General features: G+C 49.2%; 20 protein-coding genes. All 20 read right to left on the minus strand.

The genetic code is table 11. The annotated features are described in order from the left end of the window. Window positions 1-539: 539 nt before the first annotated feature. The 20 genes from aroC to ACYQ2M_RS08105 all read right to left on the minus strand — a co-directional run bounded on the left by aroC (window position 540) and on the right by ACYQ2M_RS08105 (window position 25,105). A complete protein-coding gene (gene aroC, locus ACYQ2M_RS08010; protein WP_459915810.1) occupies window positions 540-1,589 on the minus strand; it encodes a chorismate synthase in 1,050 nt (349 codons plus the stop codon). Between the two features lie 15 nt (window positions 1,590-1,604). Further along, window positions 1,605-2,864 (minus strand): 3-phosphoshikimate 1-carboxyvinyltransferase, encoded by a 1,260-nt coding sequence (gene aroA / locus ACYQ2M_RS08015; RefSeq protein ID WP_459915811.1) that lies wholly within the window; start codon window positions 2,862-2,864, stop codon window positions 1,605-1,607. Beyond that, window positions 2,861-3,679 (minus strand): shikimate dehydrogenase, encoded by an 819-nt coding sequence (gene aroE / locus ACYQ2M_RS08020; protein WP_459915812.1) that lies wholly within the window; start codon window positions 3,677-3,679, stop codon window positions 2,861-2,863. Before aroE ends, aroA begins: the two co-directional genes overlap by 4 nt. Further along, window positions 3,676-4,791, minus strand: a complete 1,116-nt coding sequence (gene pheA, locus ACYQ2M_RS08025) for a prephenate dehydratase (RefSeq protein ID WP_459915813.1) — start codon at window positions 4,789-4,791, stop codon at window positions 3,676-3,678. The genes aroE and pheA overlap by 4 nt, the downstream gene beginning before the upstream one ends. 357 nt (window positions 4,792-5,148) lie before the next feature. Beyond that, on the minus strand, window positions 5,149-6,378 hold the full coding sequence (locus ACYQ2M_RS08030; protein WP_459915814.1) for a hemolysin family protein: 1,230 nt from the start codon (window positions 6,376-6,378) through the stop codon (window positions 5,149-5,151). A gap of 177 nt (window positions 6,379-6,555) precedes the next feature. Continuing rightward, window positions 6,556-7,329 (minus strand): amino acid ABC transporter ATP-binding protein, encoded by a 774-nt coding sequence (locus ACYQ2M_RS08035; protein WP_459915815.1) that lies wholly within the window; start codon window positions 7,327-7,329, stop codon window positions 6,556-6,558. 170 nt (window positions 7,330-7,499) lie between these two features. Next, the gene (locus ACYQ2M_RS08040) at window positions 7,500-8,594 is read right to left on the minus strand and encodes an amino acid ABC transporter permease (protein ID WP_459915816.1); all 1,095 of its coding nucleotides are present in this window, start codon (window positions 8,592-8,594) and stop codon (window positions 7,500-7,502) included. 7 nt (window positions 8,595-8,601) lie between these two features. Next, window positions 8,602-9,774 (minus strand): amino acid ABC transporter permease, encoded by a 1,173-nt coding sequence (locus ACYQ2M_RS08045; protein ID WP_459915817.1) that lies wholly within the window; start codon window positions 9,772-9,774, stop codon window positions 8,602-8,604. 300 nt (window positions 9,775-10,074) lie between these two features. Beyond that, entirely contained in the window at window positions 10,075-11,094 is a 1,020-nt protein-coding gene (locus ACYQ2M_RS08050) for an amino acid ABC transporter substrate-binding protein (RefSeq protein ID WP_459915818.1), read from the minus strand. 709 nt (window positions 11,095-11,803) lie between these two features. Beyond that, window positions 11,804-12,937 (minus strand): lipid-A-disaccharide synthase, encoded by a 1,134-nt coding sequence (lpxB, locus tag ACYQ2M_RS08055; protein WP_459915819.1) that lies wholly within the window; start codon window positions 12,935-12,937, stop codon window positions 11,804-11,806. A 75-nt stretch (window positions 12,938-13,012) separates the two neighbouring features. Next, a complete protein-coding gene (locus tag ACYQ2M_RS08060; RefSeq protein WP_459915820.1) occupies window positions 13,013-13,834 on the minus strand; it encodes an LpxI family protein in 822 nt (273 codons plus the stop codon). Next, complete coding sequence (gene lpxA, locus ACYQ2M_RS08065; RefSeq protein ID WP_459915821.1) at window positions 13,835-14,605, minus strand: acyl-ACP--UDP-N-acetylglucosamine O-acyltransferase; 771 nt, start codon at window positions 14,603-14,605, stop codon at window positions 13,835-13,837. Continuing rightward, window positions 14,580-15,659 carry a UDP-3-O-(3-hydroxymyristoyl)glucosamine N-acyltransferase gene (gene lpxD, locus ACYQ2M_RS08070; protein WP_459915822.1) on the minus strand — a complete coding sequence of 360 codons (1,080 nt, stop codon included), beginning with the start codon at window positions 15,657-15,659 and terminating at the stop codon, window positions 14,580-14,582. The genes lpxA and lpxD overlap by 26 nt, the downstream gene beginning before the upstream one ends. Then, entirely contained in the window at window positions 15,659-16,195 is a 537-nt protein-coding gene (locus tag ACYQ2M_RS08075; RefSeq protein ID WP_459915823.1) for an OmpH/Skp family outer membrane protein, read from the minus strand. Before ACYQ2M_RS08075 ends, lpxD begins: the two co-directional genes overlap by 1 nt. Window positions 16,196-16,281: 86 nt before the next feature. Continuing rightward, a complete protein-coding gene (bamA, locus tag ACYQ2M_RS08080) occupies window positions 16,282-18,915 on the minus strand; it encodes an outer membrane protein assembly factor BamA (RefSeq protein WP_459915824.1) in 2,634 nt (877 codons plus the stop codon). Between the two features lie 105 nt (window positions 18,916-19,020). Beyond that, window positions 19,021-19,719, minus strand: a complete 699-nt coding sequence (locus tag ACYQ2M_RS08085; RefSeq protein ID WP_459915825.1) for an ABC transporter ATP-binding protein — start codon at window positions 19,717-19,719, stop codon at window positions 19,021-19,023. Continuing rightward, window positions 19,712-20,935, minus strand: a complete 1,224-nt coding sequence (locus ACYQ2M_RS08090; protein WP_459915826.1) for a lipoprotein-releasing ABC transporter permease subunit — start codon at window positions 20,933-20,935, stop codon at window positions 19,712-19,714. Before ACYQ2M_RS08090 ends, ACYQ2M_RS08085 begins: the two co-directional genes overlap by 8 nt. A 6-nt stretch (window positions 20,936-20,941) precedes the next feature. Further along, complete coding sequence (gene lysS / locus ACYQ2M_RS08095) at window positions 20,942-22,426, minus strand: lysine--tRNA ligase (RefSeq protein WP_459915827.1); 1,485 nt, start codon at window positions 22,424-22,426, stop codon at window positions 20,942-20,944. Window positions 22,427-22,575: 149 nt separating this feature from the next. Then, the gene (locus ACYQ2M_RS08100; RefSeq protein ID WP_459915828.1) at window positions 22,576-23,889 is read right to left on the minus strand and encodes an ATP-binding protein; all 1,314 of its coding nucleotides are present in this window, start codon (window positions 23,887-23,889) and stop codon (window positions 22,576-22,578) included. A gap of 7 nt (window positions 23,890-23,896) precedes the next feature. Beyond that, entirely contained in the window at window positions 23,897-25,105 is a 1,209-nt protein-coding gene (locus tag ACYQ2M_RS08105; protein WP_459915829.1) for a type II secretion system F family protein, read from the minus strand. Between the last annotated feature and the right edge of the window lie 133 nt (window positions 25,106-25,238).

Here is a 25,238-nt window from a genome sequence, read left to right on the forward strand (position 1 = left end):
CAATATCTACATGAAATCCAAACCCGTGTCAAACACTTTTTTAACATAAAAAAACTTTTTTTTACATCCTATTGAAATCAGAGCTTATTTTCATATTGTCTTTTATTATGAAAAGCTAGCCTTCAAGTTTTCCTCAACAGAGCCGCCCCCCCTGATGGGCAATAGGAACCGGACAATTGAGCTGTCTACAGTTCCGGTCCGGGCCCATTGCCCGTCGGGGGGGGGGGGGGGGGCGGTATAATGCCATTTGGCTCCGCGTCTACGACCCATTATTCGTTGTGTCCGCCAGGACATGCCCGTTATATAAAAATGCGAGACCAGAGCCCCCGGCGGGCCATGGGACCGGCCCATTCGGAGGCAAAGGCGATCAGCCCATTTGCCCTGCCGAGCGTTAAGAAGCACAGGCTGTTTGAGGACAAACTTGCCCGCAGTTCCTGCGCTTTAGATCGGCGCCGGCCCGTTTGGCCTGCTAAGGAGTGTGAAGAACAGGCGACTTGATTCCACCACTAACCGGGAAAAATTTATATGCCTTATTATTTTTATCTCACGCATTTCTGGCGCAGCAAATGATCGGCAAGCACCAGGGCCAGCATGGCCCGGCACACCGGGTTAATTCTGGGAATAGCAGAGATATCATGCCTGCCGGTGGTGGAAAGACTGACTTCGTTTCCCTGTTCATCCACGGTGTGCTGGGATTTGCCAATGGATGGAATGGGTTTTACATGAACCCTTGCCACGATATCCTCTCCATTGGAGATGCCAGCAAGAATGCCGCCACTGTTGTTGGACTCAAACCCTTCCAACGTAATGGGATCATTGTTCTCATAGCCCGTCATGGCGGCGGCACGGCATCCAGCCCCGATCTCCACGGCCTTTACCGCACCAATGCTCATCAAGGCCTTGGCAATATCGGCATCCAGTTTGTCAAATACCGGGTCCCCCAGCCCGGGGGGAACCTGGCGGGCAATGACTTCAACCACCCCCCCCAGGGAATCTCCCTGTTTTTTTATTTCTCCAATCCTGGCTTCCATTTTTTCAAAGGCCGCACTGTCCGGGCATTGCAGGCGATTGGCCACAGGATCCATGTCCATTTTTTCAATGCAGATGCCGCCCAGGGCCAGGGTGGTGGTGTCAATTTTTATCCCATGGGTATCCAGGAACGCCTGGGCCACGGCACCGGCTGCTACCCTGGCAGCTGTCTCCCTGGCTGAGGCCCTTCCCCCTCCCCGCCAGTCCCGAATGCCGTACTTTGCCTGGTAGGTGATATCCCCATGCCCCGGGCGAAAGGCCGCCGCATTTTTCTGGTAATCCCGAGATCTGGCATCCTGGTTTCGAATCATAATGCTGATGGGAGTTCCGGTGGTAACCCCCTCAAATGTACCGGAAAGAATCTCGGCAAGATCCGGCTCTTTTCGCTTGGTACTTGTGCTTCCCTGCCCCGGCTTTCTCTTATCCAGGGCCTTCTGGAGAATTGCCTCATTTAAGGCAATGCCCGGTGGACACCCCTGCACCACCACCCCCAGGCCCGGCCCGTGGGATTCCCCCCAGGTGGACACCTGAAATACTTTTCCAAAACTGCTTCCTGCCATGTTCCCCTCCTTATTTTATAACTGATCAAGAATATCCCAGAAGCCGGGAAAAGACTTGGCAACACAGCCCTGGTTTTCAATGGTAATTCCTTCCACCATCAAACCGATGATGGAAAAGGCCATGGCAATGCGATGATCATTAAAGGTTTCAATGATGGTCCCTTCCATGGTGGTATTCCCGGTCACAGACAACCAGTCGTCCCCCTGACGGGCGTCCACCCCCAGTTTTTTCAACTGAGAGACCACCGCAGAAATGCGATCACATTCCTTCTGACGCAGATGGGCAATATTATTGATTTTTGTGGTCCCACGGGCAAAACAGGCCACAACCGCAAGTGTGGGCACCACATCGGGAATGTCGGACATATCCACCGTCACCGCCGAAAGATCTTTACCAGAAACGGTGATGCCGTCGGCCTCGCAGAAGACAGTACACCCCATTTGTTTAAAAATATCCAAAAGCCGGATATCCCCCTGGAGGGAGGATTGATTGATGTGGGCCACCTTGATCTGTTGACCGGACACCGCCCCCATGGCCCAGAAATAACTGGCATTGGAAAGGTCCGGCTCCACTGAAAAATTTCCGGGAATATAGGTTTGGTTTCCGGGAACCTCATAGTGGGTATCATCCACCCGCTTTGCCTTCACATTAAATTTTGCCATGATATCCATGGTCAGATCAATGTAAGGAGCAGATACGGCCGGGGCCGGAAGGGTGATTAAAAGGCCTTGATCAAGCATCGCACCCATCATTAAAAGCGATGACAGATACTGACTGCTCTGGGAACAATCCAGGGTCACCCCCCCTCCTTTTCTGATGCCGCCCTGGATGCACACCGGAGGGGTGCCATCTCCTTTCCGGGAGCTGGCCTTCACACCTATCATCTGCAATGCAGTCAGCAGATCCCCCATGGGACGTTCCTGCATACGTTGATCTCCGGTGAGCACATAGGGAGTGCTGCCCAAGGCCGCCACACCGGCCAGAAGGCGCATGGAGGTGCCTGAATTCCCCAGATAGATGTCAGGCCCATGGGGGGTTGGCCTGCCCTTCACCCCCTGCACCGTTATGGTACCGTCATCGCCCACCGTCATGGCTGCCCCCATGTCAGAAAGGGCGCACCGGGTATGGGCCAGATCTTCACTTTCCAGTACATTTTTAACAATGGAGGTGCCATGGGCCAGGGCCGCACAGATCAACATGCGGTGGGAAATACTTTTTGAGCCCGGAATGGTCACGGTTCCAGGGGATATTTCTCTTTTCTTTATGGATTTCATTGGAGTTTCATCGCTTTTATTAGGGTGTTTTTCATTAAATTCAGGGGAGGTTCCTGTCCGGTGAACAGACGAAACTGATGGGCCCCCTGATGTATGAACATGGAAAAACCGTCAATGGTGGTGCAGCCCGCAGCCCTTGCGTCGGAAAGCAGACGGGTGTCAAGGGGATTATACACAATGTCCATCACCACCATGCCGTCATGGAGGACATTGGTTTTTACCGGGCTTGAATGGATATCCGGCACCATGCCACAGGGGGTGGTATTAATAATAATATCGGCATCTACTCCCGTAAAATTTTCCCAGGGCACAAAGGTGCCCTTTACATGATCACAAAGGCGTTGCCCCCGGTCTCTATTGCGGTTCACAATAAAGACACGCCCCTTTTCCCGGGCAATGCCAAAGGCCACGGCCCGGGCAGCCCCACCTGCACCCAATATGTAAACATTTTTGTTTCCGAGGGGGCATACCTGTTTTAAAGGGTCCACGGCACCGGCACAATCGGTGTTGTATCCCCAGAGCTGGCCGTTGCGATTTATAACGGTGTTCACCGCCCCGATCTCTGCTGCCATGTCATCCACCCCGTCAAGGCATTCAAGGATCTTTTCTTTAAAAGGAATGGTCACCGAAGCCCCCTTGATATTCAAGGCTCTCATGGCATCCATTCCCTGGCGGATATCCCCTAAGGCAAAAGCCATGTAAACTGCGTTGACCTTGCAATGGGCAAACCAGGTATTGTGCATAAGCGGTCCCATGGAATGGGACACGGGATTACCGAACACGGCATAAAGATCGGTGACGGTATTGGCGATCATCGCTGAATATCCTCCACAGCAGGCTTTCCTGCCGGATAAGAACCCAGTTCCTTTAAGTACAGACAATGGGGTTTCATCCGGGACAGGGTGTCCGCCACCCTTTTCTCCTGAATATGACCTTCAACGTCCATGAAAAAGTAATAACTCCAGTTCTGGTGCCGGGTGGGACGGGATTCCAATTTCACCATGTTCAGCCCGGCCAGTTTCACCGGCTCCAAGGCCATGAAAAGGGCCCCGGGCACATGGGAGGTGGCAAACATGATGGAGGTTTTATCTTTGCCCGTGGGTGCTTTTTTCTCTCGCCCGATGGACAAAAACCTCGTAATATTGCTGACATGGTCTTCAATGCGGGATGCCACCACTTTCAGGCCGTAAATATGGGCGGCCCTTCTGCTGGAAATGGCTGCTGCCAGGGGATTTTCCGCCACCAGTGCGGCAGCCCGGGAGGTACTGCTCACTTCCACGGTTTCAATATCCGGCATTTTTTTTCGAAGCCATCCCCGACACTGGGCCAGGGCCTGGGGGTGGGAATAGATGGTCTTGATGGCAGACATCTCCCCGGAAAGGGATAATAGATCATGGGAGATCCGTTCATAGTGCTCTGCCGTGATATACACATCGAACTCGGAAAAAAGATCCAGGGTGTGATTTACGGCTCCCTCAATGGAGTTCTCCACCGGCACCACCCCGTAATGACTGTTTTTCTTCTCAATTTCCAGAAAGATAGCCCGTATACTGCCCTGCTCAATGAATTTACCCGAATGGCTGAACAGATTCAGAGCCGCAATGTGGGTATAACTACCCACGGGTCCCAGAAAAGAGATCCGATTGGACTTCTGGATTTCCCGGGTGGCCGTCATGATCACATTGAACAGATAGCGCACCAGATCTTCGGTGGCAGGGCCGTCATTGATCCTGGCCAGACGTTGCAGAAGACGCTTTTCCCGTCCCTGGTCCAGCACCCCGGCCCCCTGCTGATCCTTGATCCTGCCAATTTCCTTTCCAATGCCCAGGCGCTGGTTTATCAGGCCCAGGATGTCAGCATCAATGACATCAATGCGGGCTCTCAACTCAGCCAGTTGCCGTTCAATCTCTTGTTTTTTGTCTTCCATGGGACCACTCCTTTCCAGAATAAAAAAGGGCTGCAGGAAACCTTTGTCCCTGAACCCTTTTCCATAAAAAAAGCCGCAGAGACCATCTGTTTAAGGTCTGCTGCGGCTCATTCTTGCTATTTTTATCTAACTCAATTTTCTTTTAAGCGCACCGCCTGCAGACCGGTTTTAAAATAAAACCAGAAATAAAAAAAATACCGACCTGCAAAAAAGTGAGTCATCATGGGTTATGATATTTATATGCTGGGCTTTTCTCTGTCAAGTTATTTTTTGGGGGCCTGATCCCATCGCCGTGGATTTGTTTCAGCATCAAGCGTCCCTCACAACTGGGGGACCAATGGGACAGAGCCAGTTTTTTTACAGGGCCTTAAAAACAAACTTGCGGATACGATTGCCTTCCCGTTCTTTTACGGTGGCGGTGTATTTCCCGATTTTAATACTTTCACCCACCTTGGGAATTCGGCCAAGTTTATCCAGAATAAATCCTGAAAAGGTGTCGTAGTCGCTGGATTCAGGGATGGACAGTTCCAGAGCCTTATTGATCTCATCTATTTCAGTTTTACCAAGAACAATCCACTTCTGACCGTTTAAAGTAACAATGTGGGGGTCCACACGATCGGTTTCATCACTAATCTCCCCCACAATTTCCTCCAGCACATCTTCCATGGTTACAATACCCGAAACACCGCCATGCTCATCCACCACAATGCCAATGTGAATCTTGATGCGCTTGAAAACATGCAAAAGGGAGTCAAGTTTTTTTGATGCCGGAATGAAATAGGCATCCCGGATGATCTCATGGATATCCAGGGTTCCCATGGGATTTTCACAGGTATCATGATAACTTGCAAAAAGATCCTTAACGTTCAACACACCAATGATGTTATCTATGTGCCCATCCATTACAGGAATACGGGTAAATCCGGATTTTAAAATGGTTTTAATGTCCAGGGGATCATTAATATCAATGACGTACATGTCTGCCCTGGGTGTCATGATCTCCGATGCACTGGTGTCATCAAATTCAAATATATTGGAAATAAATTCCTTTTCTTCCTCTTTTATCTCCCCTTCTTCTTCCACCACTTCCACCATGGTCATCAATTCATCTTCGGTGACGGCAGGGGCCCCATCAACACTTCGAAGCAGTTTGGGGATAAAATTTAGAACCAAAATCAGGGGATAAAAGGCCTTTGACATCCAGAACAAGGGAATAATAACCGCCCTTGACACAAAAATATTGTTCCGGGCCGCAAAGGATTTGGGAAAAATTTCTCCCACCACAAGGATAATCAAGGTCATGATTCCTGTGGATATACCAACTGCATTGGATTGAAAAGTATCCATGGCAAGGGCTGTAGCCAGGGAAGACGCGCCGATATTTACAAGATTATTACCAATGAGAATGGTGGATAAAAGCTTGTGGGAATCCTGTTTCATCCTGTAAATAATTTCATCAACCCGCTTGCCCTCTTTGGCAAGATGAAGTGCACGGATTTTACTTATGGAAAACAGGGCCGTTTCGGCGGATGAAAAAAAAGCTGAAAAAATGATGCACATCAACAAAAGTGTCAACTGGCTGGTCATACCATCCTGATTTATAATCGTTTTTTACCAGAAGCATCAAACTTTTAAGGTATGACGCCGCGCTTACCATCCACCGGGATGCTGGGCCTGTTAAGCTTTGCATTGTGCAATATCAACGGATACGTTCTTCCCGTCATAACACGAAATTAATCACTTAAGAATAAAGCAATATGCCATTTAATCAAGTATCTGACTTAAAAAAAGTTTAGTTCGATCATGCTGTGGATTATCAAAAAAGGCCTGGGGCGTATTACCTTCTACAATTTCACCATAATCCATGAACAGGACTCGATGGGCCACACTTCGGGCAAAACCCATTTCATGACTCACCACAATCATGGTCATGCCGTCATTGGCAAGACTGATCATGACATCCAGCACCTCTTTAACCATCTCTGGATCAAGGGCAGAGGTGGGTTCATCAAATAGCATGACATTGGGCTTCATGCAAAGGCTTCTGGCAATGGCCACCCGCTGCTGCTGCCCCCCGGAAAGCTGGCCTGGATATTTTTTTGCCTGCTCAGCAATGCGCACCTTTTCAAGATAATACATGGCTATATCTTCGGCTTCTTTTTTGGGGGTCTTTCTCACCCAGATGGGACCCAGGGTCAAATTATCCAGAATGGTCAAATGGGGAAAAAGATTAAAATGCTGGAAAACCATCCCCACTTCCGCCCGGATTTTTTCAATATTTTTCAGATCATTGGTCAGCTCAATGCCGTCCACCACAATTTTACCCTTCTGATGCTCTTCCAGGCGGTTGATGCACCGGATCAATGTGGATTTTCCGGAGCCAGAGGGGCCGCAGATGACAATACGCTCCTGTTTTTTTACCCGGAGCGAAATATTTTTAAGGACATGAAAATCCCCATACCACTTGTGCATATCGGTAATCTGTATGATATCGGAATTTTGATCAATTTCAGGCGTTTTTGTCTGGGTATCGTTCATGGGTTTTATCCAAATGTCTATGGTTATTATTTTCCAGAGCCAGTTCCTGGTTTGTTCTGGCCTTGCCCAGCGACGGTTCGGGGTCGGTTCAATGGTCCCTTCGAAGACGGTATCTTGCCATTTTCATTCTTCGCTGTGACAGGATGTTGTGCCATGTGAGCTGTATGCAGTTACAACTCTCGGTTGAGCTCCTGCTCCAGCCTGCGGCTGTAATTGGACATAAAAAAACAGCAGACAAAATAAATCAGGGCCACAAAAATATAGGCTTCGGCAGAAAACCCCATCCACTTTGGGTCAGACAGGGTGGACTGGGTGGTTTTCAAAAGATCATACAATGCAATGATCACCACAAGGGAGGTATCCTTGAAGGCCGAAATAAGAATACTCACAGAAGGTGGAATAACAATTTTCAGGGCCTGGGGCAAAATAATCAGACGCATGGTCTGAAAATAATTAAGTCCCAGGGCATCGGCGGCTTCGTACTGCCCCTTGTTCATCCCCTGGAGTCCGCCGCGCACCACCTCGGCAATGTAGGCAGCGGTGAACATGATAATGGCCACCTGGGCACGAAAAATGGCGTTGATGCTCACCCCTTCGGGTAAAAACAGGGGAAACACCACCGAAGACATGAACAAAAGGCTGATCAGAGGCACCCCGCGGATCAGCTCAATATAAACCACGCAAAGGGATTTGATCACCGGCATTCTGGACTGCCGTCCCAGGGCCAGTACAATGCCCACGGGATAGGCTAAAGCAAGACCAAACACCGACAACAGAAGGGTTAAGGGCAATCCGCCCCATTGGGAACTTTCCACGGATTTAAGCCCCGGCACCCCGCCTTTCATCAGTAACCCCATGATGACAAGGCCACAGATCCACAGATACATCAATGATTTCTTCCAACGCCTGCGATCCTGGCTGTAAAAAAGCAAAACCACCAGAATCACCATGGCCAGAAGGGGCCGCCACTGAAGATCATGGGGATAAAAACCGAAGATAATAAATCGCAGGTTGGCGGGAATCACCGACCAGCAGGCACCGTCAATGTTGCGACAGCCCTCGCTTGCCGTCATCCATACGCTGTCTAAAAAGGCCCACCTCACAAAGGGAGGAACACTGATCCACAGCAGGTAAAGTACCACAAGGGTCAGCAAAGAATTAAAGGGGCCGTTGAAAAGATTGCTTCGAACCCATCCGATGACGCCCACACTGGTGGCAGGGGGTCTCACCATGGGAATGTCCGGTTGCTGAGATTTGGATTCCATGATTTCTTTATCTTTCCACAAGTTTGATTTTCTTATTATACCAGTTCATGAACGCGGAGGTGGATAAACTGAAAATGAGGTACACCACCATGATCATGGCAACCCCTTCAATGGCCTGCCCCGTCTGATTAATGGTAGTACCGGCCACGGAAACAAAATCAGGATACCCGATGGCCACGGCCAGGGAACTGTTTTTGGTAAGATTAAGCATCTGGCTTGTCAAGGGCGGGATAATCACCCGCAGGGACTGGGGAAGAATCACCAGATTAAGGACCTGGCCGGGCTTGAGCCCAATGGACAAAGCCGCTTCGGTCTGCCCCTTGCTCACGGACTGAATACCGGCCCGGACCACCTCGGCCACAAAGGCCGCCGTGTAAAGCACAAGCCCCAGTAACAGGGCACTGAATTCCGGACTGACGCTGACCCCGCCCTTGAAGTTAAACCCAGAAAGCCGGGGAATATTCATTTCCATGGGGGTCCCGCCAAGAAACCAGACAAAAGCCGGCAACCCCAGAAGCACAAGAATGGAAACCTTGAACACAGGAAAAATTTGCCCCGTGGCTTCCTGTCTCTTTGTGGCCCATCTTTTAAGGAAAAAAACAATAATACCCGCCATGACAAATGCTGCGGCCATATAGCCAAGGGCAGGATGCCACTGGGGAATACCAAAAATCATGCCACGATTACACAGGAAAAAACCGGAAAAAGGATTGAAGGCCTGGCGGGGGGATGGCAGGATTTCATAGAAAAAAGCGTACCAGAAAAAAAGCTGCAACAGCACCGGTATATCTTGGAACACTTCAATATAAATGGCAGACAACCGGGAAACCAGCCAATTGGACGAAAGACGGGCCACTCCCAGAATCGTACCCAGTATCACGGTGAGCACAATACCGAAAAAAGACACAATAAGGGTGTTTAACACCCCCACAAGAAGAGCCTTGGCATAGGAGTCCGCTGCAGAATATGAGATCAGGGATTCGCCGATCTCAAAGGAGGCTTCCTTGTCAAAAAAGGCAAAACCGGTGGCAATTGATTGCCTCTCAAGATTGGCCAAGGTGTTACTGACAAGATAAAATGCCAGCAGAGCCACCCCCGCCATGACCACAAACTGATATAAAAGAGCCAGCTTTTCGGGATCACGAAAAAAGGATGTTTTTTCAGAAGAAACGTTGTCCATAGTGACCTTTTGTAAAAAACAATGTCTGGAAAAATAGCGACCAGGCGTATTCCATATCCCCGGCATATATATCATACAATTCCATGAGCTTATTTCAGGAGCAACCTGGGTATCAGGCCTTAGTTATTCGCGTTATGAGCCACAGCCTGTACAAAAGCCGCACCCACGGATAATGCCAATAACGCAGGCTTGGCACCATAGTTGATTAAGCCTGAAACCTGGAAAATGGGAATACCTCCATATCGATCTGTATTCCGGGCATGGGATCAGGTGTGAATACCTGACCCCATTGAATCCCATTTATTTAAACGGAGGAGAATACATCAACCCCCCATTGGTCCACAGGGCATTGAGGCCTCGTTCAATCATCAGTGGGGTATCTGTTCCCACATTTCTTTCAAATACTTCGCCGTAATTTCCCACTTGCTTTATGATATTATAGGCAAATTTTTCGTCCAGACCCAGGGATTTTCCATTACCCGGGGACACGCCCAGGAAACGTTTCACTTTGGGATCGGTACTCTTCAGGCTTTCATCCACATTCTTGGATGTAATACCAAGCTCTTCTGCGTTGATCATGGCTAGTACGGAGTAATTGACAATATCCTTCCACTGGTTGTCACCATGGCGAACAGCAGGGGCAAGGGGTTCTTTGGAAATGACTTCTGGCAGGATCATGTAATCACCGGGATTGGGAGCAACAGCCCGGGTGCCTGCAAGCTGGGAGGCATCAGAGGTGAGGCAGTCACATCTGCCGGCAAAAAAAGCCTTGGCAAGTTCTGCTGTGTTTTCAATAACCACAGGATTCATCTTCATGCCGTTGGCACGAAAAAAATCCGCCACATTCTGTTCAGTGGTAGTTCCAGGAAGGACACACACAGAGGCACCATCAAGTTCTTTGGCACTCTTTACTCCCAGTTTTTTATGAATAAGAAAGCCTTGGCCATCATAGAAATTGACCTGGCAGAAATCAAGCCCCAGGGCTGTATCCCTGCTAAGGGTCTGGGTACAGTTACGGGTAAGTACATCAATTTCGCCGGACTGAAGGGCAGTAAACCTTGTCTTGGCTGTGAGTGGGGTAAATTTCACCTTGGTGGCATCGCCGAATACAGCGGCGGCAACGGCCCTTGCCGTATCCACATCCAATCCCTTCCATTCGCCTTTTTCATCGGGCTTGCCGAATCCGAACAGATCTCCATTAACCCCTGCCTGGATATATCCCTTTGCCTTTACATCATCAAGGGTCCCTGCCAGAACCGCAGTGGATGATAAAAGGGCAAGGGCGAGCATGACGGTCAAACCGGTTTTCAAACATTTCATGGATGGTTCCTCCCTATGGGTTTTAAAGGCTTGGTCACAACATGGGCTACATAAGTGTGGATTCAGACTTGCAATATTGACGCTTTTGTTGAAATCTACCTTAAAACACAGATAGTTGTCAAAGCCACAATAACACAAGCCTGACCCCGTCGGCCCGTCAACGATGACGAGCAAGCCAAGTTATGACCAAACCCGGTTTTAAATTACGCCAATAATATATATTCAACAGCTATAAGTTCTCCAATCAACCCCATACAGGCTGTATTAAATATAAGTTCAAAGCAGCAAAGGCAGTATAAAAAATAAGAAGTTATAACTCACGAGCAACTTAACTTTCGGTTTGGATTAGTTCGTGAGGGAGGCTGACGTGTTTCATTGGGCTTTTTAGGAATAAGCAATTTTCCATAAACCCACATGGCTGTGAGCACCACCCACAACGAAAAATAAAACGCTTATTATGCCAACCTCTTAGATTAAGTTTCATATAAAAAGACATAAAGCCTGCTAAAAGCCTCAGCCTTCCATCAAAAAGCCAGTCCTCGTTCGCCAACATTTAAGTCCAGCAATTGAGCGAATGATATAGCAGACCCGCGATATCACAGACCTTATTTAAGCGAAATTCAAGGATGCTTGAAACAAAAAATGATGTTTTTATTTATGACAATTATCGGTGACCCTGTCAAGAGATTTGAATGAACAATCCGGGTCCTTATGTGGGTTCCATCAACTCAAAGGCAAGGGCTGCCACCCGCCGGGAAGCCCCTTTGCCTCCCAACAGAATGGGAATCATTTGAAGTTGCCTGTGCATGGACAACAGCAGGTTCCCCTCCAGCAGATGAAGTGCCATATCACTTATTTTCTCCGGGCTGGTATTGTCCTGGAGCAGTTCAGGCATGATTTCCTTGCCTGCAATTATATTGGCAAGCCCCGCATGACGAATCCGAACAAACAGACGGGCAAGGGCGTAGCTGATCCGGGACATTTTATAGACAATAATGGTGGGAACTGCGAAAAGCGCCGCCTCCAGTGTTACAGTTCCCGATGCAGCGATGATGAGATCTGCCTGGGTCAGTACCTGGGTGACATCTCCCGGGATTACCTGTAAATGATGGTGAGCACTGTGGCGCGTCAAAATCAGATCAAAATGCTTTTTATCCACAGCATCTGCCCGGGAAAGAAGAAATCGGACCCGGGGATTTCGGTGGATTATCTTCAATGAGGCCTTTAAAAGTGGCTCCAGTAGCATGTCAATCTCGCTGTTTCTGGAACCCGGTAAAAGACCAATGACAAAGTCCCCGTCCTTGGCACCGGGCACATTGGAGACCGCATAATCACGGCAGTCCAAAAGGGGGTGCCCCACAAAGGTATGGGGAATTTTCCACCTCCGGTATAGGGGAACCTCAAAGGGAAAAATCAGGGCCACATGATCCACATTTTTTTTTATTTTTTTCAGCCGGGACTGCTTCCAGGCCCATACCTTGGGAGATATATAATAAAGGACCATAATCCCCATGGCCTTTGCTACACCAGCCATTTTAAGATTAAAGCCGGGATAATCAATGAGGATAAGCAAATCCGGTGCCCATTGTTCCAAATGACGCTCCATGCCACGAAACACCCCGGCAATACTTCGCATCTTTAAAAGCACCTCGGTGACCCCCATGACTGAAAGATCACGGATGTGAAATCGCAGATCCATCCCTGCCCGGGCCATGGCATCCCCGCCGATGCCGGAAATACGAATATCCGGATGTTTTTTTTTCAAGGCCCCGACCACATTGGCCCCGTGCAGGTCCCCCGAGGGTTCTCCGGCAATGATCATTATTTTTCTGGCATTTTTCATGTGGCCTGAAATACAATTAATATTTTTTGGGAAAAATTTCCCGGTAACAAGGCGGTAAACTGCCCTGGATTTTCCTCATGATATCCCATCTATTTCGTCCATGGCCACAATGGAAATTCCCTTTTCATCGGCCAGACGAATCATCTCGGTGCGGTCAAAGGAAAGACTTTTCTGTGCCTCCAGCACCAGTACGTCCACGCCGGATTCCGCCATGGCCCGGATGGTTTCCACCCCCGATGCCGGCAGATCAAAGCGAAGATCCTGATGGGGCTTGGCAAGTTTTACAAGCACTGCCCCCCCGGAGCTTAAACTGCCCCCCCTCCTTATGGTGGCATCAGTGCCATCTGCTGCCTCCACGGCCAGAACGGTGCCATTGGACACCACCACACACTGACCTATGTCCATCTGCCCGATGCCCCTTGCCATTCGCCAACCGGTAACAATGTCTTTTCTGGCTGCCCGGCTCGGTTTTTTCCGGGTCCAGCAACCTTTGGGGGAAAGCAGATCCGGCAACAGAAAGGTAGAGGGACAAATGGTAATCCCTTCTTTTTCCAGAAGATCTGCAAATGTACTCAGTATACCGTCATCATGGGTATGTCCCATGGCTGCAATAAAGGCAAGGGCCTTGAAGTCGGGCCGGATATCGGTGAATATCCGTGTCTTTTTAATGGTACCCAGCATCACGGCCCGGGTCACCCCCTGTTTTCGAAAATATTTAAGAAGTTTTGTCACCTGCCCGAGGTGCAGCCATTGAATGGAAACCACCTCATCTGCAAGCTTGGCACAGGCTTCATTGACATAGGCTGCAGCGTGGACGTTTATTCCACTCTGCCTGGCCTTACGGGCAAACAGCAAAGGAAACTGCCCTCCCCCTGCAATGAGACCAATGGATTCCATTTATCGGGTAACGCCTCGGCTGGAACGTTCAATGAACTGAATAAAATTAACCACTTCCGGAATCTGTTCCACCTCGGCCCGGACCCGCTCCGAAGCCTGTTTCACCGTAAGACCAATGCGAAATACAATTCGATAGGCCTTTTTAAGGCTGAGCAGGGTCGATTTAGAAAAATCCTTGCGCTTGAGGCCCACATTGTTCAGGCCATGGAGGCTTGCCCGGTCCCCAGCGGCTATCACATAGGGGGGGATATCCTTTACCACCGCGGATTTCCCCCCAATATAGGCATGCTCACCAATTTTGACAAACTGATGAATGGCCACAAGCCCCCCCACGGTGACGTTATCCCCAAGTTCAATGTGCCCGGCCAGGGTTGCATTGTTGGCCAGAATCACCTGCTTTCCTGTTTTGCAGTCATGGGCAATGTGGGTATAGGCCATGAGATAATTTTCTTCACCCACCTCGGTGTAGCCTCCGCCAAAGGCCGTGCCCCGGTTGATGGTGACGAACTCTCTTATAATGGTACCTCTGCCTATTTTAAGATAGGTCTTTTCTCCATGATATTTAAGATCCTGGGGGGCTGCCCCGATGGAGGCATATTGAAAAATACGACAATTTGGCCCTACACTGACATACTCGTCAATGGTGGTGTATGGGCCAATTTCAGTGCCTGCACCAATGGTGACATTACCCTTGACAATGGCATAGGGACCAATGGTCACATTGGGACCGATTTCTGCTTCGGCATCAATGATGGCCGTGGGATGAATCATGGGATAACTCCGTTTCAATGCTGTTCTCAATGACTTTTATCTTTCGCTCCAGGGAGAGCAGCAGTTTTCTCATTTCAGGCAGTCGCGGCAGGATGCGTCCCACCTTTAACCACAGTTTATGGGGCATGTCCGGAACCCCGGAGACAACCTCCCCGGGGGGCACATCTTTAGTCACACCGGCACCCGGTCCCACAATGGCACCGTCACCGACCTTAAGATGCCCGGAAATACCGGCTTTACCAGCAATTATGACATTGGCTCCAATGGTGGTACTGCCGGCAATGCCCGCCTGGGCCACCATCAGGGTGTTGGGACCGATGGTGACATTGTGAGCAATGTGCACCTGGTTATCTGTTTTCACGCCGGAGCCAAGCCAGGTGCGCCCCATGGTGCCCCTGTCAATGGTATTACAGGCACCGATTTCCACATGGTCGTCAATCTGAACAAACCCGGCATGGACAATTTTTTCATGGGCATCGCCACTGGGGGTGAATCCGAACCCATCACTTCCGATGACGGTACCGGAATGCACAAGGACTCCGGAACCAATACGGGTTCGCTCCATGATGGTTACATTGGGTTTAATAACGGTGTCATCACCAATTACCACATGATCCCCAATGAAAACCCCCGGCATGATCCATACCCGATGGCCCAGGGTGACATGGTCCCCGATGAACACATGGGGGGAAACGATATTATCCTGTCCACAGGTAAAATCCATGCCCGTCACGGCCAGGGAGGAACAGCCGGGAGAGGGTCTTTTTTCCGGATGAAACCAGGACAGCACCTTGAAAAAAAACAATTTAGGGTGTTCACACACAAGAAAGGTGCCACCGGCATCTTCCAATACGGGCAGAGAAAGGCTTTCAGGAACCATAACTGCACCGGCACCGGAGGTTTTAAGCTGTTTCAGGCACCCGGCATCCACGGCAAAGGTTAAGTCCTTGGGGCCTGCCTGATCAAAGGGAGCCACCCCATGGATTTTCCGGCTGGCATCCCCTACAACAACTGCATTAAATTTTTGTGCGATGTCCGCAACTGATAACACCATCAGTTTGCCGCTGCCGCCGTTTTGTTATAGGCTTCTATCAGCTGGTCGGTGATGTCAATGGTATCTTTATAGTACATTACGCCCCCTTCATTGATTTCCAGGACAAGATCAAATCCTTCCTTTTTCCCAAGGGTTTGTGCCAGGGCCAGCACCTCGGTTTTGATTTTATTAAAATACCGGGCCTGCATCTGCTTGAACTCTTTAAGATAACCAGCCTTCATGGTCTTGTAATCATTGGCCTTGATGCGGAATTCCCGCTGTTTTTGTTCACTTTTCTCTTTGCCCATGACCAGTGCTTCCCGCTCCAGGGTTTTTTGCAGCTCCATGAGCTCCTCTTCCTGTTTTTTTACGGTTTCCTCCATTTCCTTGCCCTTCTGATTCATCTCCGCGCTTGCCATCTTTCCTTGACTTGAACTGGAAAGCACCTTCTGAAAATTAACCACTCCGAGCTTGAATCCTCCGGCGGCCAAGGTAACTCCCACGGTACACAGAAGAAAAACCACTGTCAGCAACATTGCCATACCTGTCTTTTTCATAACGTCCTCCACAGTTTATTCTATTAAATAGTCAAATCTAAAAATCAGGGTTGCACATCCCGCACTGGAATACAGCACAACCTCTTTTAAAAAGTGCCACCCATGGAAAATTCCCATCTTCCCCCGCTGTACTCCTTGCCATTTAAAATACTGCCGTATTCAATGCGGATGGGCCCCATGGGAGAATACCAGCGGATCCCCCCACCAAAACTGGTATAAAGATCATCCCACACGATATTCTCGCTCTTTTCATAGGCATCCCCGGCATCATAAAACACCACACCCACAAGCTTCATTTCTTCAATGATGGGGAAACTGACTTCGGCATTGAACTGGACAAATTTTTCACCACCCCGCTCTTCTGTCTGTCCTTCGGGAGTGGCGTTAATATCCTGCCAGTCATATCCCCGGACGGAATTGATGCCTCCCAGATAAAACCGCTCATAGTCAATTTCAATGTCATCACTGGAACGGTCATCCAGAAATCCGGCCCGTCCATGAAGAAAGCCTGTAAACTTCCAGAACAGAGGATAATACCAGCCGGTTTCCACAATGTATTTTGTAAAATCAATCTCGCCACCCAGCCAGTCCCCGGCATACTCCACCGAAGCGCTGTGCTCGGATCCCCGGGTGGGATTAAAGGCGCTGTTTCTGGAATCATAGCGAAGAGACGTGGTGATACTGCTGGTTACGTAGTTGCCAGCATCCACATCAGTGTAATCTTCTTCCACATTTTCAATGGTGAAATCCTCATATCCGTATTTAAATCCCAGCGAGGTGTAGTCAAAAATTTTATACCCGAAGCGCAAGGCTCCCCCCAGGCTGTCCTTGTCATAATAATCGTACTCTTTATCCCAGTTGTAGAGATCAATACCGGCGGACAGAGGAATATCAAACAGCCAGGGCTCTGTGAAACTGAAGGTATATTTGGTGGAGGAACCGGATACCTCCGCCTTCAATGAAGCAATCTGTCCCTTGCCCAGAAAATTTCGCTCGGACACGGAGATCATCCCGAACAGATTGTCCTCACTGCTGTATCCACCGCCAAAACTGAAGGCCCCGGTGGCTTTTTCCGTGATGTTCACATTTAGATCCATTTTGTCTTCGCTACTTCCCCGGGTGGGCTTGACTTCCACATTTTCAAAATAATCAATGCGCCTCAGGTTGGCAGTGGTTCTTTGAATCTTGGACAGGGAATAAAGTTCCTGCTCTTGGGCGGTGATCTGTCTGCGGATAACCTTGTCCCGGGTTTTGGTATTTCCGGTAATAAGAATCCGTTCAAAATAGACGGGCTTACCCTTCTGGATGCTAAACAAAATGTTAACCTTCTTTTTTTCAACATCCCTTGCCACCGACGGGGCCACATCGGCATTGGCAAACCCCTTATCAGCATAGCGGTCGGTGAGGGACAACATGTTACTTCTGAGAAGGTCCCTGGAATAAAGATCCCCTGTTTTAAAGGTCAGAGCCGCAAGCAAAGCCGATTCCGAGTCAATGAGATCACCTTTAAAGGCAATGTCGCCAATGTGGAACTGGTCTCCTTCCTGGATTTTAAATTTCACGGAAATACCCTTTTCATGAAATTCAACCTCCGGATCAGACACCCTGGCATCAATGAATCCGTTGTTTTTATAAAAGGCCTCAAGACGATATACATCCTGGGCCAGTTCATTGCGATCCAGATCTCCAGATGAGGTAATCCAGGACCAGAAGCCTTGCTCACTGGTTTTCATCTGTTTGAGAAGTTTTTTCCTGTCAAAAAAGGTATTTCCCTCCAGCACAAGGGTTTCAATGCGCAGCTTTTTGCCCTCTTTAATTGTGAAAACAATATCTGTCTGATTATTTTCAAGGCCTTTCATCTCATAGCTGATATCACAGTTGTGATAATTTTTATCCGTGTACAGGGTCTGAATGGCTGCCACATCGGCATTCAATTTGTAAATATTCAAGATAGAACCCGTGCTGGTGGATATCACATCAAACAGCTCCTGTTCTTCATATATGCGGTTGCCCTGAAACCTCACCTTTCGGACACTTGGTTTTTCAACAACAGAATAAATAATTTCAAGGCCGTTATCGTAATCCTGACGTTCAATGCGGACATCATCAAAATAGCCCATGCCGTAAATGGCCTTAAGATCCGTATTAAGACGCTCCGGGCTGTAAATATCCCCGACGGCGGTGTGCACCATTTTTATGATGGCATCTGCCTCAATACGGATATTGCCTTTGACACTTATTTTTTCAATGAGCTTTCGGTTAAAAACCTCACCTGATATTTGGGTACTCAACAAATTCACGGCGGAAAAGAGATTTTCCAGCCCTTGGGCCTCGGAAAAAAAAGACACCGGGGCGGTGCCGGCAATAACATCTTTAACCTTCACGTCCATGCTGATCTTCTGGCCGGCTATAAACACCGTTCCCCACAGCAGATAATCCACCCCCTGACGAAGCCCCATGGTCTGAAGGGTTGAATCGTCAACCATGGTTATATCTTCATGGGATTCCATGGATGTTACAAGGGCACCCTCAACCACGATATTTTCTGAAATCATTGATTCAATGCGGGAACCAAGCTGTCCGCTATCTTGTTCGGACAGCACCTTCAGGGGAAACATGCCAACGCTTTTTTTATCTGCGCCCATAGCATTTGCAGGCAACACAGCCACCACAGCAATCAATATTAACCCAACCACCGCTTTTTGTATCCATGTCTTCATGATATCACATCCATTTTTTAGGATTGGTTTCAACTTCCACCACCCCAGTCATCCGGTGGCGCCACAGGTTAAGACTTGTGTCATTTCTTTTTCAAATAAAAAAAACTACATGGCAGCAACCACCTGACACTTTTTAAGGGTCACCCGAGTGTCCATGATGGCCGCAAGTTCCGGGTTATGGGTCACCACCACAAGGGTCATGCCAAGTTCCCGATTCAGCTGCAAAAGCAACTCATGCACAGCCCTGCCGTTCTCCTTATCCAGATTTCCTGTGGGTTCATCTGCCAGAAGAAGGGGCGGGTTTAATACAAGTGCCCGGGCAATGGCCACCCTCTGCTGTTCCCCACCGGACAGATCCTCCACCCTGTGGGCCAGACGGTGGTCCAAACCCACCCGTGTGAGTATTTCCGCGGCACGGATGCCTGCCTTGTCAGGCGGCTGATGGTCTATAAGACAGGGAAGCATAACATTTTCCAGGGCAGTAAACCCCTGGAGCAGATGATGAAACTGAAAGACAAACCCGATGCTGCGGTTTCGAAACTGGGCAAGGGCCGTCTCTCCCAGTTTAAGGACCTCACTGCCGTTAAAACAGATACTGCCGCGATCCGGTCGATCCAGGGTGCCCAGAATATGAAGCAGGGTGGATTTTCCGATACCAGATGGCCCCACAACCGCCATGGTCTGCCCCCGGCCGATGGAAAAATCCACTTCCTCCAGGATATTAATGGTGGCATCTGCTGTCTTAAATCCCTTGCATATACCCTTTAAGGATACCAGTAGATTTCCTTCTTGTTCATCAGCCATATCTAAGGGCCTCCACCGGGTCCATAACCCCGGCTCTTCGGCAGGGATACAAGGTGGAAAGAAAACAAAGGGCCATGGATGCCGCGGCAATCATGAACACATCAAGATATTCCAGCTGTATTGGCAGGGTGGAAAAAGGATAGGCCGCCGGCAGGGTAATAAAATGATATTTTTTCAGAACCACGCAGATAACCACCCCGGAAAGGGTGCCAAGAAAAGTGCCGGTCATGCCCACAATCATTCCTTGAAAAATAAATATTTTTCGAATCATGGCAGGGGTGGCTCCCATGGCCTTTAAGATGGCAATATCCCTGGTCTTTTCCATGACCATCATGATCAAAGCACTGGTGATATTAAATGCCGCCACCAGGATAATAAGGGTCAGAATGATAAACATGGCGGTTTTTTCAAGCTTCAGGGCAGAAAAAAGGCTCTGGTTCATTTCCATCCAATCTTTGGCATAATAGGGGTAGCCAAGATCTTTCACAAGGACATCCTTGACATGGGACGCGGAGAAAATATCCTTCACCCACACCCCCATGGCTGAAATTCGGGATTTTGTTCCCAGAAGTTTGCGGGCTTCATCAATGTGAACCCAGGCAAGGGAACTGTCATACTCGTACATGCCGGAATCAAATACCCCGGTCACACTGAAGCGTTTCAGGGAGGGCATGTACCCCATGGGAGAAATCATCCCCCCCGGGGACATCAACACCAGGGTGTCCCCGGGGGACACGCCAACATTTTTTGCCAGTTCCCGGCCAAGCACAATGCCGGGCAACGCACCGCCCGGGGCACCGGCAACAAGTCGTTCCTCCATCTGTTCCCGGGTATAGCCCTTTATCAGACTGACCTGACCATGGGGATCAATGCCCCGGATCACAGCCCCGGAAAGGCCCACAGCGGTTTTAATCATGGCCTGGGTAAACACCATGGCCGATACCGCCGTCACGCCGTCAATATTCCTGATACGCTTTTCAAGGCCATCCATATCCTGGTAATTTCCCGAGGCATCCATCAGGAGAATGTGAGGCTCCACCCCCAGAATCCGATTGCGAAACTCCGTTTCCGCGCCACTCATGACGGCAATGACAATCACCAGGGCCATGACCCCAAGGGTAACTCCGGCAATGGACAGCAGGGTGATAAGAGAGATAAATCCCTCTTTTCTTTTTGCCTTCAGGTATCTGCCGGCTATGAAGGTTTCAAATGACATTATGGATCAGATGATCTTTTTCATGTGGGGAAACAAAATGACCTCACGGATGGATGGAGAATCGGTCAACAGCATCACCAACCGGTCAATGCCGATGCCCTGGCCCGCCGTGGGGGGCATACCGTACTCCAGGGCCTCAACGTAATCTGCGTCCATTATGTGGGCCTCACTGTCTCCGTCTTCTCTCTGGGCGACCTGGCCCAGGAAGCGTTCATACTGATCCACCGGATCATTGATCTCGGAAAAGCCGTTGGCAATTTCCCTGCCGGCAATGAACAGCTCAAATCGATCGGTGAGTTCGGGGTTGATCTCACTTTTCCGGGACAGGGGTGACACCTCCACCGGGTATCCAGTAATAAAGGTGGGTTGGATAAGTTTGGGTTCCACCAGGGTATCAAACAGCTTGGTCAGGATCTTGCCCGGACGTTCTTTCTTGGTGATCTTGATATTATTTTTTTCGGCATGGTCCAGCATGCCCTGGGGATCTTCCAAATTTAAAACGGCGGGATCAAGCCCCCCGATTTCCACCAGGGAATCCATCATGGAAATCCGTCTCCATTTTCCGCCAAAGCAAATGGTTTCTCCTTGGTAGGTTATGGTATCGGAACCGGTAACCTGTCTTGCAATGTGGCTGAACATCTCTTCGGTGAGATCCATCAGATCTTCATAATTGGCATAGGCCTGGTAGAATTCCACCATGGTGAACTCGGGATTGTGCCGGGTAGAAACCCCTTCATTGCGAAAATTTCTATTAATTTCAAATACTTTTTCAAACCCACCCACCACCAGGCGTTTCAGATACAGCTCCGGTGCGATGCGAAGGTAAAGCTCCATACCAAGGGCATTGTGCCATGTTTTAAAGGGGGTGGCTTCGGCACCACCGGGAAGGGGCTGCATCATGGGGGTTTCCACCTCCATGAAATCCCTGTCTTCAAAGAAACGACGCATGGTGCTCACGGTTTTACTTCTCTTTGTAAAAATTTCCCGGGCTTGGCTGTTCATGATCAGGTCGAGATACCGCTGGCGATATCGCTTTTCCGGATCTTTAATGCCATGAAATTTTTCGGGCAGGGGTCGCACGGATTTGGACAGCAGACGAAGGGTCTTGACAAGCAGGGTCCATTCCCCGGTGCGGGTCTGGAAAAGAACACCCGTCAGGCCCAAAAAATCACCGATATCGAGTTTTTTAAACAATGCATAGGTGTCATTACCCACCTTGTTTTTCTGCACATAGGCCTGGAGCTGTCCGGTTCGATCTTTAAACCGGATAAAGGCCGATTTCCCAAAACTGTTCACAGCCATCATCCGACCGGCCACGGCAAATTCCCGCCCGTCTTCCCCGAGGGTGTCCGGCGCGGTTTCGGCGATACCCTGAAGCACATTAATGGTGTCAGAGACCCTGAAATCATTGGGATATAAGTGTACACCGGCATCCGCCAGTTCCTGATTCTTGTCTTTTCTTGCCTTAAGCAGCGCGCTTGAGTCTTCCATGATTTATTATATTTCCCGCATTACATGCATAAATGGGTTAAGTGTCACTCAAGGGTCAAATTTTTCATATCCGCACAATCCAGAAAGGGGGGAGCAACATAAATCCACTTGACCATCAAGTGTGAAAAATCTTCATTAACTACTCCATTTTAAGGCACAGTGTCAAGATTTTGTTTATTGTCCGTCAGTTTGAAAATCAGGCTGAAACGGGTTCCCTCCCCGGGCACACTTGTCACATCCACCCTCCCCCCATGGGTTTCCATGATGCGGTGGGTGATGGCAAGCCCCAGACCGTTACCATGGCTTTTGGTGGTATAAAAAGGATCAAATACCATGGCCAGCACACGGGGTTCCATGCCGCACCCGGTATCGGTGATGTGAAGCTTCACCATCTTCTGAGCCGGTGCAGCCAGATGGATAGAAATGGTACCTGCCCCCTGAATGGCCTCTGCAGCATTTTTTAACAGGTTAAACAGCACCTGGCGAAGATGTCCGGCATCCATGTATATATGAACGGCACCGGTCACCTGCACATCAATAAGAATACGCCCCCGGCACAGTTCATCCTGTTCAAACAGGGCAACGGTGTCACGCACCGCAGTGTCCAGGCGGATCTGTTTTGAATCCATGCGATGGGGAGTGGCAAAGAGCAAAAAATCCGTCACCAATTTACTCAACCGGTCTGTCTCACGAAGCACGATCTGCATGAGCCGGTAATTGGGACTCCCCGGCGAAAGATCCTCTTTCAGCAGCTGAATGGAACCGGAAAGGGATGCCAGAGGATTTTTAATTTCATGGGCAATCCCGGCTGCCAGCTCACCGATGGCCGCCACCTTTTCCACCCGCTTTAAATGGCTTTCCATGAGGGCCAGTTCATGCCTGGCCCGCCGGGTCTGCACTGCCAGCATACCTGCCAGGAACGCCACGGCAAAACAGGCGGCCATGATAATCACCATGCGATAGATGATATGAGTCCAGGCATAGGCCGAGGCTAGATCTCCACTGGTACCCAGGGGAACCAGAACCCCATAATATTCCAGATCAATCATCAACCCGTACTGAACGCTGCTCAGTGCCGCCATCACCAGACTGCCCGTTCGGTGCAGGATCATGCTCACCCCGATGATCACCAGAAGATAAAGAAAGGTAAACACGCTGGAAAAACCACCAGTTAAAAACAAAATAATGGTCACCGTCACCGTGTCCAGAAACACCTGGCCATATACAAACCACTGGCTTGCCCCCCAGAAATTCAACAAAAGGGCGTAAATGGCGGAAAGCAGGAAAAGAACAAGGGCAATCCCCACCAGAAAAATAAAAGGGCGGGAGGTGAAGGGAATGGATTCACCGGCGCAGAAAAGCAGTGTGGCCCCGAAAAGCACCCCGGCAAAAACCATGCGAAAGGCAATGAGCCACCGGATACGTCCCTTCATCTCCCCGGGATCTGTGCGATGCATTTTCATGGATGCACTATCCGATGGCAGCGGCCATCTTAAAGATGGGAAGATACATGGCAATGACCAGTCCACCGATGACCACCCCAAGAAAAACCAACAGAAAAGGCTCTATCATATCCGTTAAATTACTCACCGCCTGGTCCACTTCCTCATCATAGAAATCAGCAATTTTCTCCAGCATGATATCAAGGGCCCCGGTGGATTCCCCCACGGAAATCATGGAGCAGACCATGGAGGGAAACACCCCGCTTTCCAGCAGAGGATCAGCCATGGAACGCCCCTCTGAGATGGCGGACCGGACATCAAGAACGGCAAACTCAACCGTTTTGTTACCCGCTGTCCGGGCCACAATTTCCAAGGCCTCCAGAATGGACACTCCGCTTGACATCATGGTTCCCATGGTCCGGGTAAATTTGGCCACCGCCACCTTGCGGATCAAAAGGCCGAAAACCGGCAATCTTAAAAACAGATCATCCATGATGATCCGCCCTTTTTTGGTGTTATAAATTTTTTTTATGCTAAACATGATTGCAAATCCCCCTCCCAAAATGTACCATATTTTCCCGATGACAAACTCACTTAAATTCACCACCATCATTGTGGGGGCCGGGAGAGAAGAACCAAAGCCTTCAAACATCTGGGCAAAAACAGGAATAACAAACACAAGAATAATACCCACCACCACAATGGCCACTGCCATGGTGATGGCCGGATAGGTCATGGCACCCTTTACCTGTTTTTTCAGTTTGGCCATTTTTTCCATGTAGGCCGATAATCTTCTCAGAATAATATCAAGAATACCACCGGCTTCACCGGCGGCAACCATATTTACATACAAATCATTAAACACATGGGAAAATTTACCAAGGGAATCGGCAAAAGTGTCCCCGCTTTCAACTGAGGTTTTAATCTCTTTCAATATTTTTTTAAAGGTGGGATTTTCCTGCTGGGTCTGAAGAATGTCAAGGCATTGAAGTAACGGAAGACCCGCATCAATCATGGTGGAAAATTGTCTTGAAAAAATAATGACGTCTTTTTCCGTAACAGTTGGCTGTAAGAAGGAAATATTTTCAAACAGGTCCTTGGGTTTTTTCTTGATGGATGTGGCGGTAATTTTTCTGCGCAGCAGATTTGCACGAACCTGTTCAACGGTTTCTGCCTCCATTTCACCCTTAACGGTCTTTTTTTTGGGATTCTTACCCTTCCAGAGATACAGCGTCATGCCTTATCATCCTCCTTATAAAATCCGTTGACTTCCAGACAGTCCAATGCAAGGTTCTCCTTGGTTTTCCCGACCACAAATGTTAATAAGCACCCAGCCGTGGAAATGAGCAATACATCCGAACCCGCATCAA

The organism is Desulfocicer niacini (assembly GCF_054657595.1).

Excerpts from the sequence above, each read along its gene's own strand:
- aroE (WP_459915812.1), bottom strand. The coding sequence starts at position 3,679 with ATGATCGCCAATACCGTCACCGATCTTTATGCCGTGTTCGGTAATCCC.
- ACYQ2M_RS08040 (WP_459915816.1), bottom strand. The coding sequence starts at position 8,594 with ATGGAATCCAAATCTCAGCAACCGGACATTCCCATGGTGAGACCCCCT.
- lpxA (WP_459915821.1), bottom strand. The coding sequence starts at position 14,605 with ATGATTCATCCCACGGCCATCATTGATGCCGAAGCAGAAATCGGTCCC.
- aroA (WP_459915811.1), bottom strand. The coding sequence starts at position 2,864 with ATGAAATCCATAAAGAAAAGAGAAATATCCCCTGGAACCGTGACCATT.
- lysS (WP_459915827.1), bottom strand. The coding sequence starts at position 22,426 with ATGGAAGACTCAAGCGCGCTGCTTAAGGCAAGAAAAGACAAGAATCAG.
- ACYQ2M_RS08060 (WP_459915820.1), bottom strand. The coding sequence starts at position 13,834 with ATGGAATCCATTGGTCTCATTGCAGGGGGAGGGCAGTTTCCTTTGCTG.
- lpxD (WP_459915822.1), bottom strand. The coding sequence starts at position 15,659 with ATGGTGTTATCAGTTGCGGACATCGCACAAAAATTTAATGCAGTTGTT.
- ACYQ2M_RS08050 (WP_459915818.1), bottom strand. The coding sequence starts at position 11,094 with ATGAAATGTTTGAAAACCGGTTTGACCGTCATGCTCGCCCTTGCCCTT.
- ACYQ2M_RS08035 (WP_459915815.1), bottom strand. The coding sequence starts at position 7,329 with ATGAACGATACCCAGACAAAAACGCCTGAAATTGATCAAAATTCCGAT.
- aroC (WP_459915810.1), bottom strand. The coding sequence starts at position 1,589 with ATGGCAGGAAGCAGTTTTGGAAAAGTATTTCAGGTGTCCACCTGGGGG.
- ACYQ2M_RS08085 (WP_459915825.1), bottom strand. The coding sequence starts at position 19,719 with ATGGCTGATGAACAAGAAGGAAATCTACTGGTATCCTTAAAGGGTATA.
- pheA (WP_459915813.1), bottom strand. The coding sequence starts at position 4,791 with ATGGAAGACAAAAAACAAGAGATTGAACGGCAACTGGCTGAGTTGAGA.
- lpxB (WP_459915819.1), bottom strand. The coding sequence starts at position 12,937 with ATGAAAAATGCCAGAAAAATAATGATCATTGCCGGAGAACCCTCGGGG.
- ACYQ2M_RS08030 (WP_459915814.1), bottom strand. The coding sequence starts at position 6,378 with ATGACCAGCCAGTTGACACTTTTGTTGATGTGCATCATTTTTTCAGCT.
- bamA (WP_459915824.1), bottom strand. The coding sequence starts at position 18,915 with ATGAAGACATGGATACAAAAAGCGGTGGTTGGGTTAATATTGATTGCT.
- ACYQ2M_RS08090 (WP_459915826.1), bottom strand. The coding sequence starts at position 20,935 with ATGTCATTTGAAACCTTCATAGCCGGCAGATACCTGAAGGCAAAAAGA.
- ACYQ2M_RS08045 (WP_459915817.1), bottom strand. The coding sequence starts at position 9,774 with ATGGACAACGTTTCTTCTGAAAAAACATCCTTTTTTCGTGATCCCGAA.
- ACYQ2M_RS08100 (WP_459915828.1), bottom strand. The coding sequence starts at position 23,889 with ATGAAAATGCATCGCACAGATCCCGGGGAGATGAAGGGACGTATCCGG.
- ACYQ2M_RS08075 (WP_459915823.1), bottom strand. The coding sequence starts at position 16,195 with ATGAAAAAGACAGGTATGGCAATGTTGCTGACAGTGGTTTTTCTTCTG.
- ACYQ2M_RS08105 (WP_459915829.1), bottom strand. The coding sequence starts at position 25,105 with ATGACGCTGTATCTCTGGAAGGGTAAGAATCCCAAAAAAAAGACCGTT.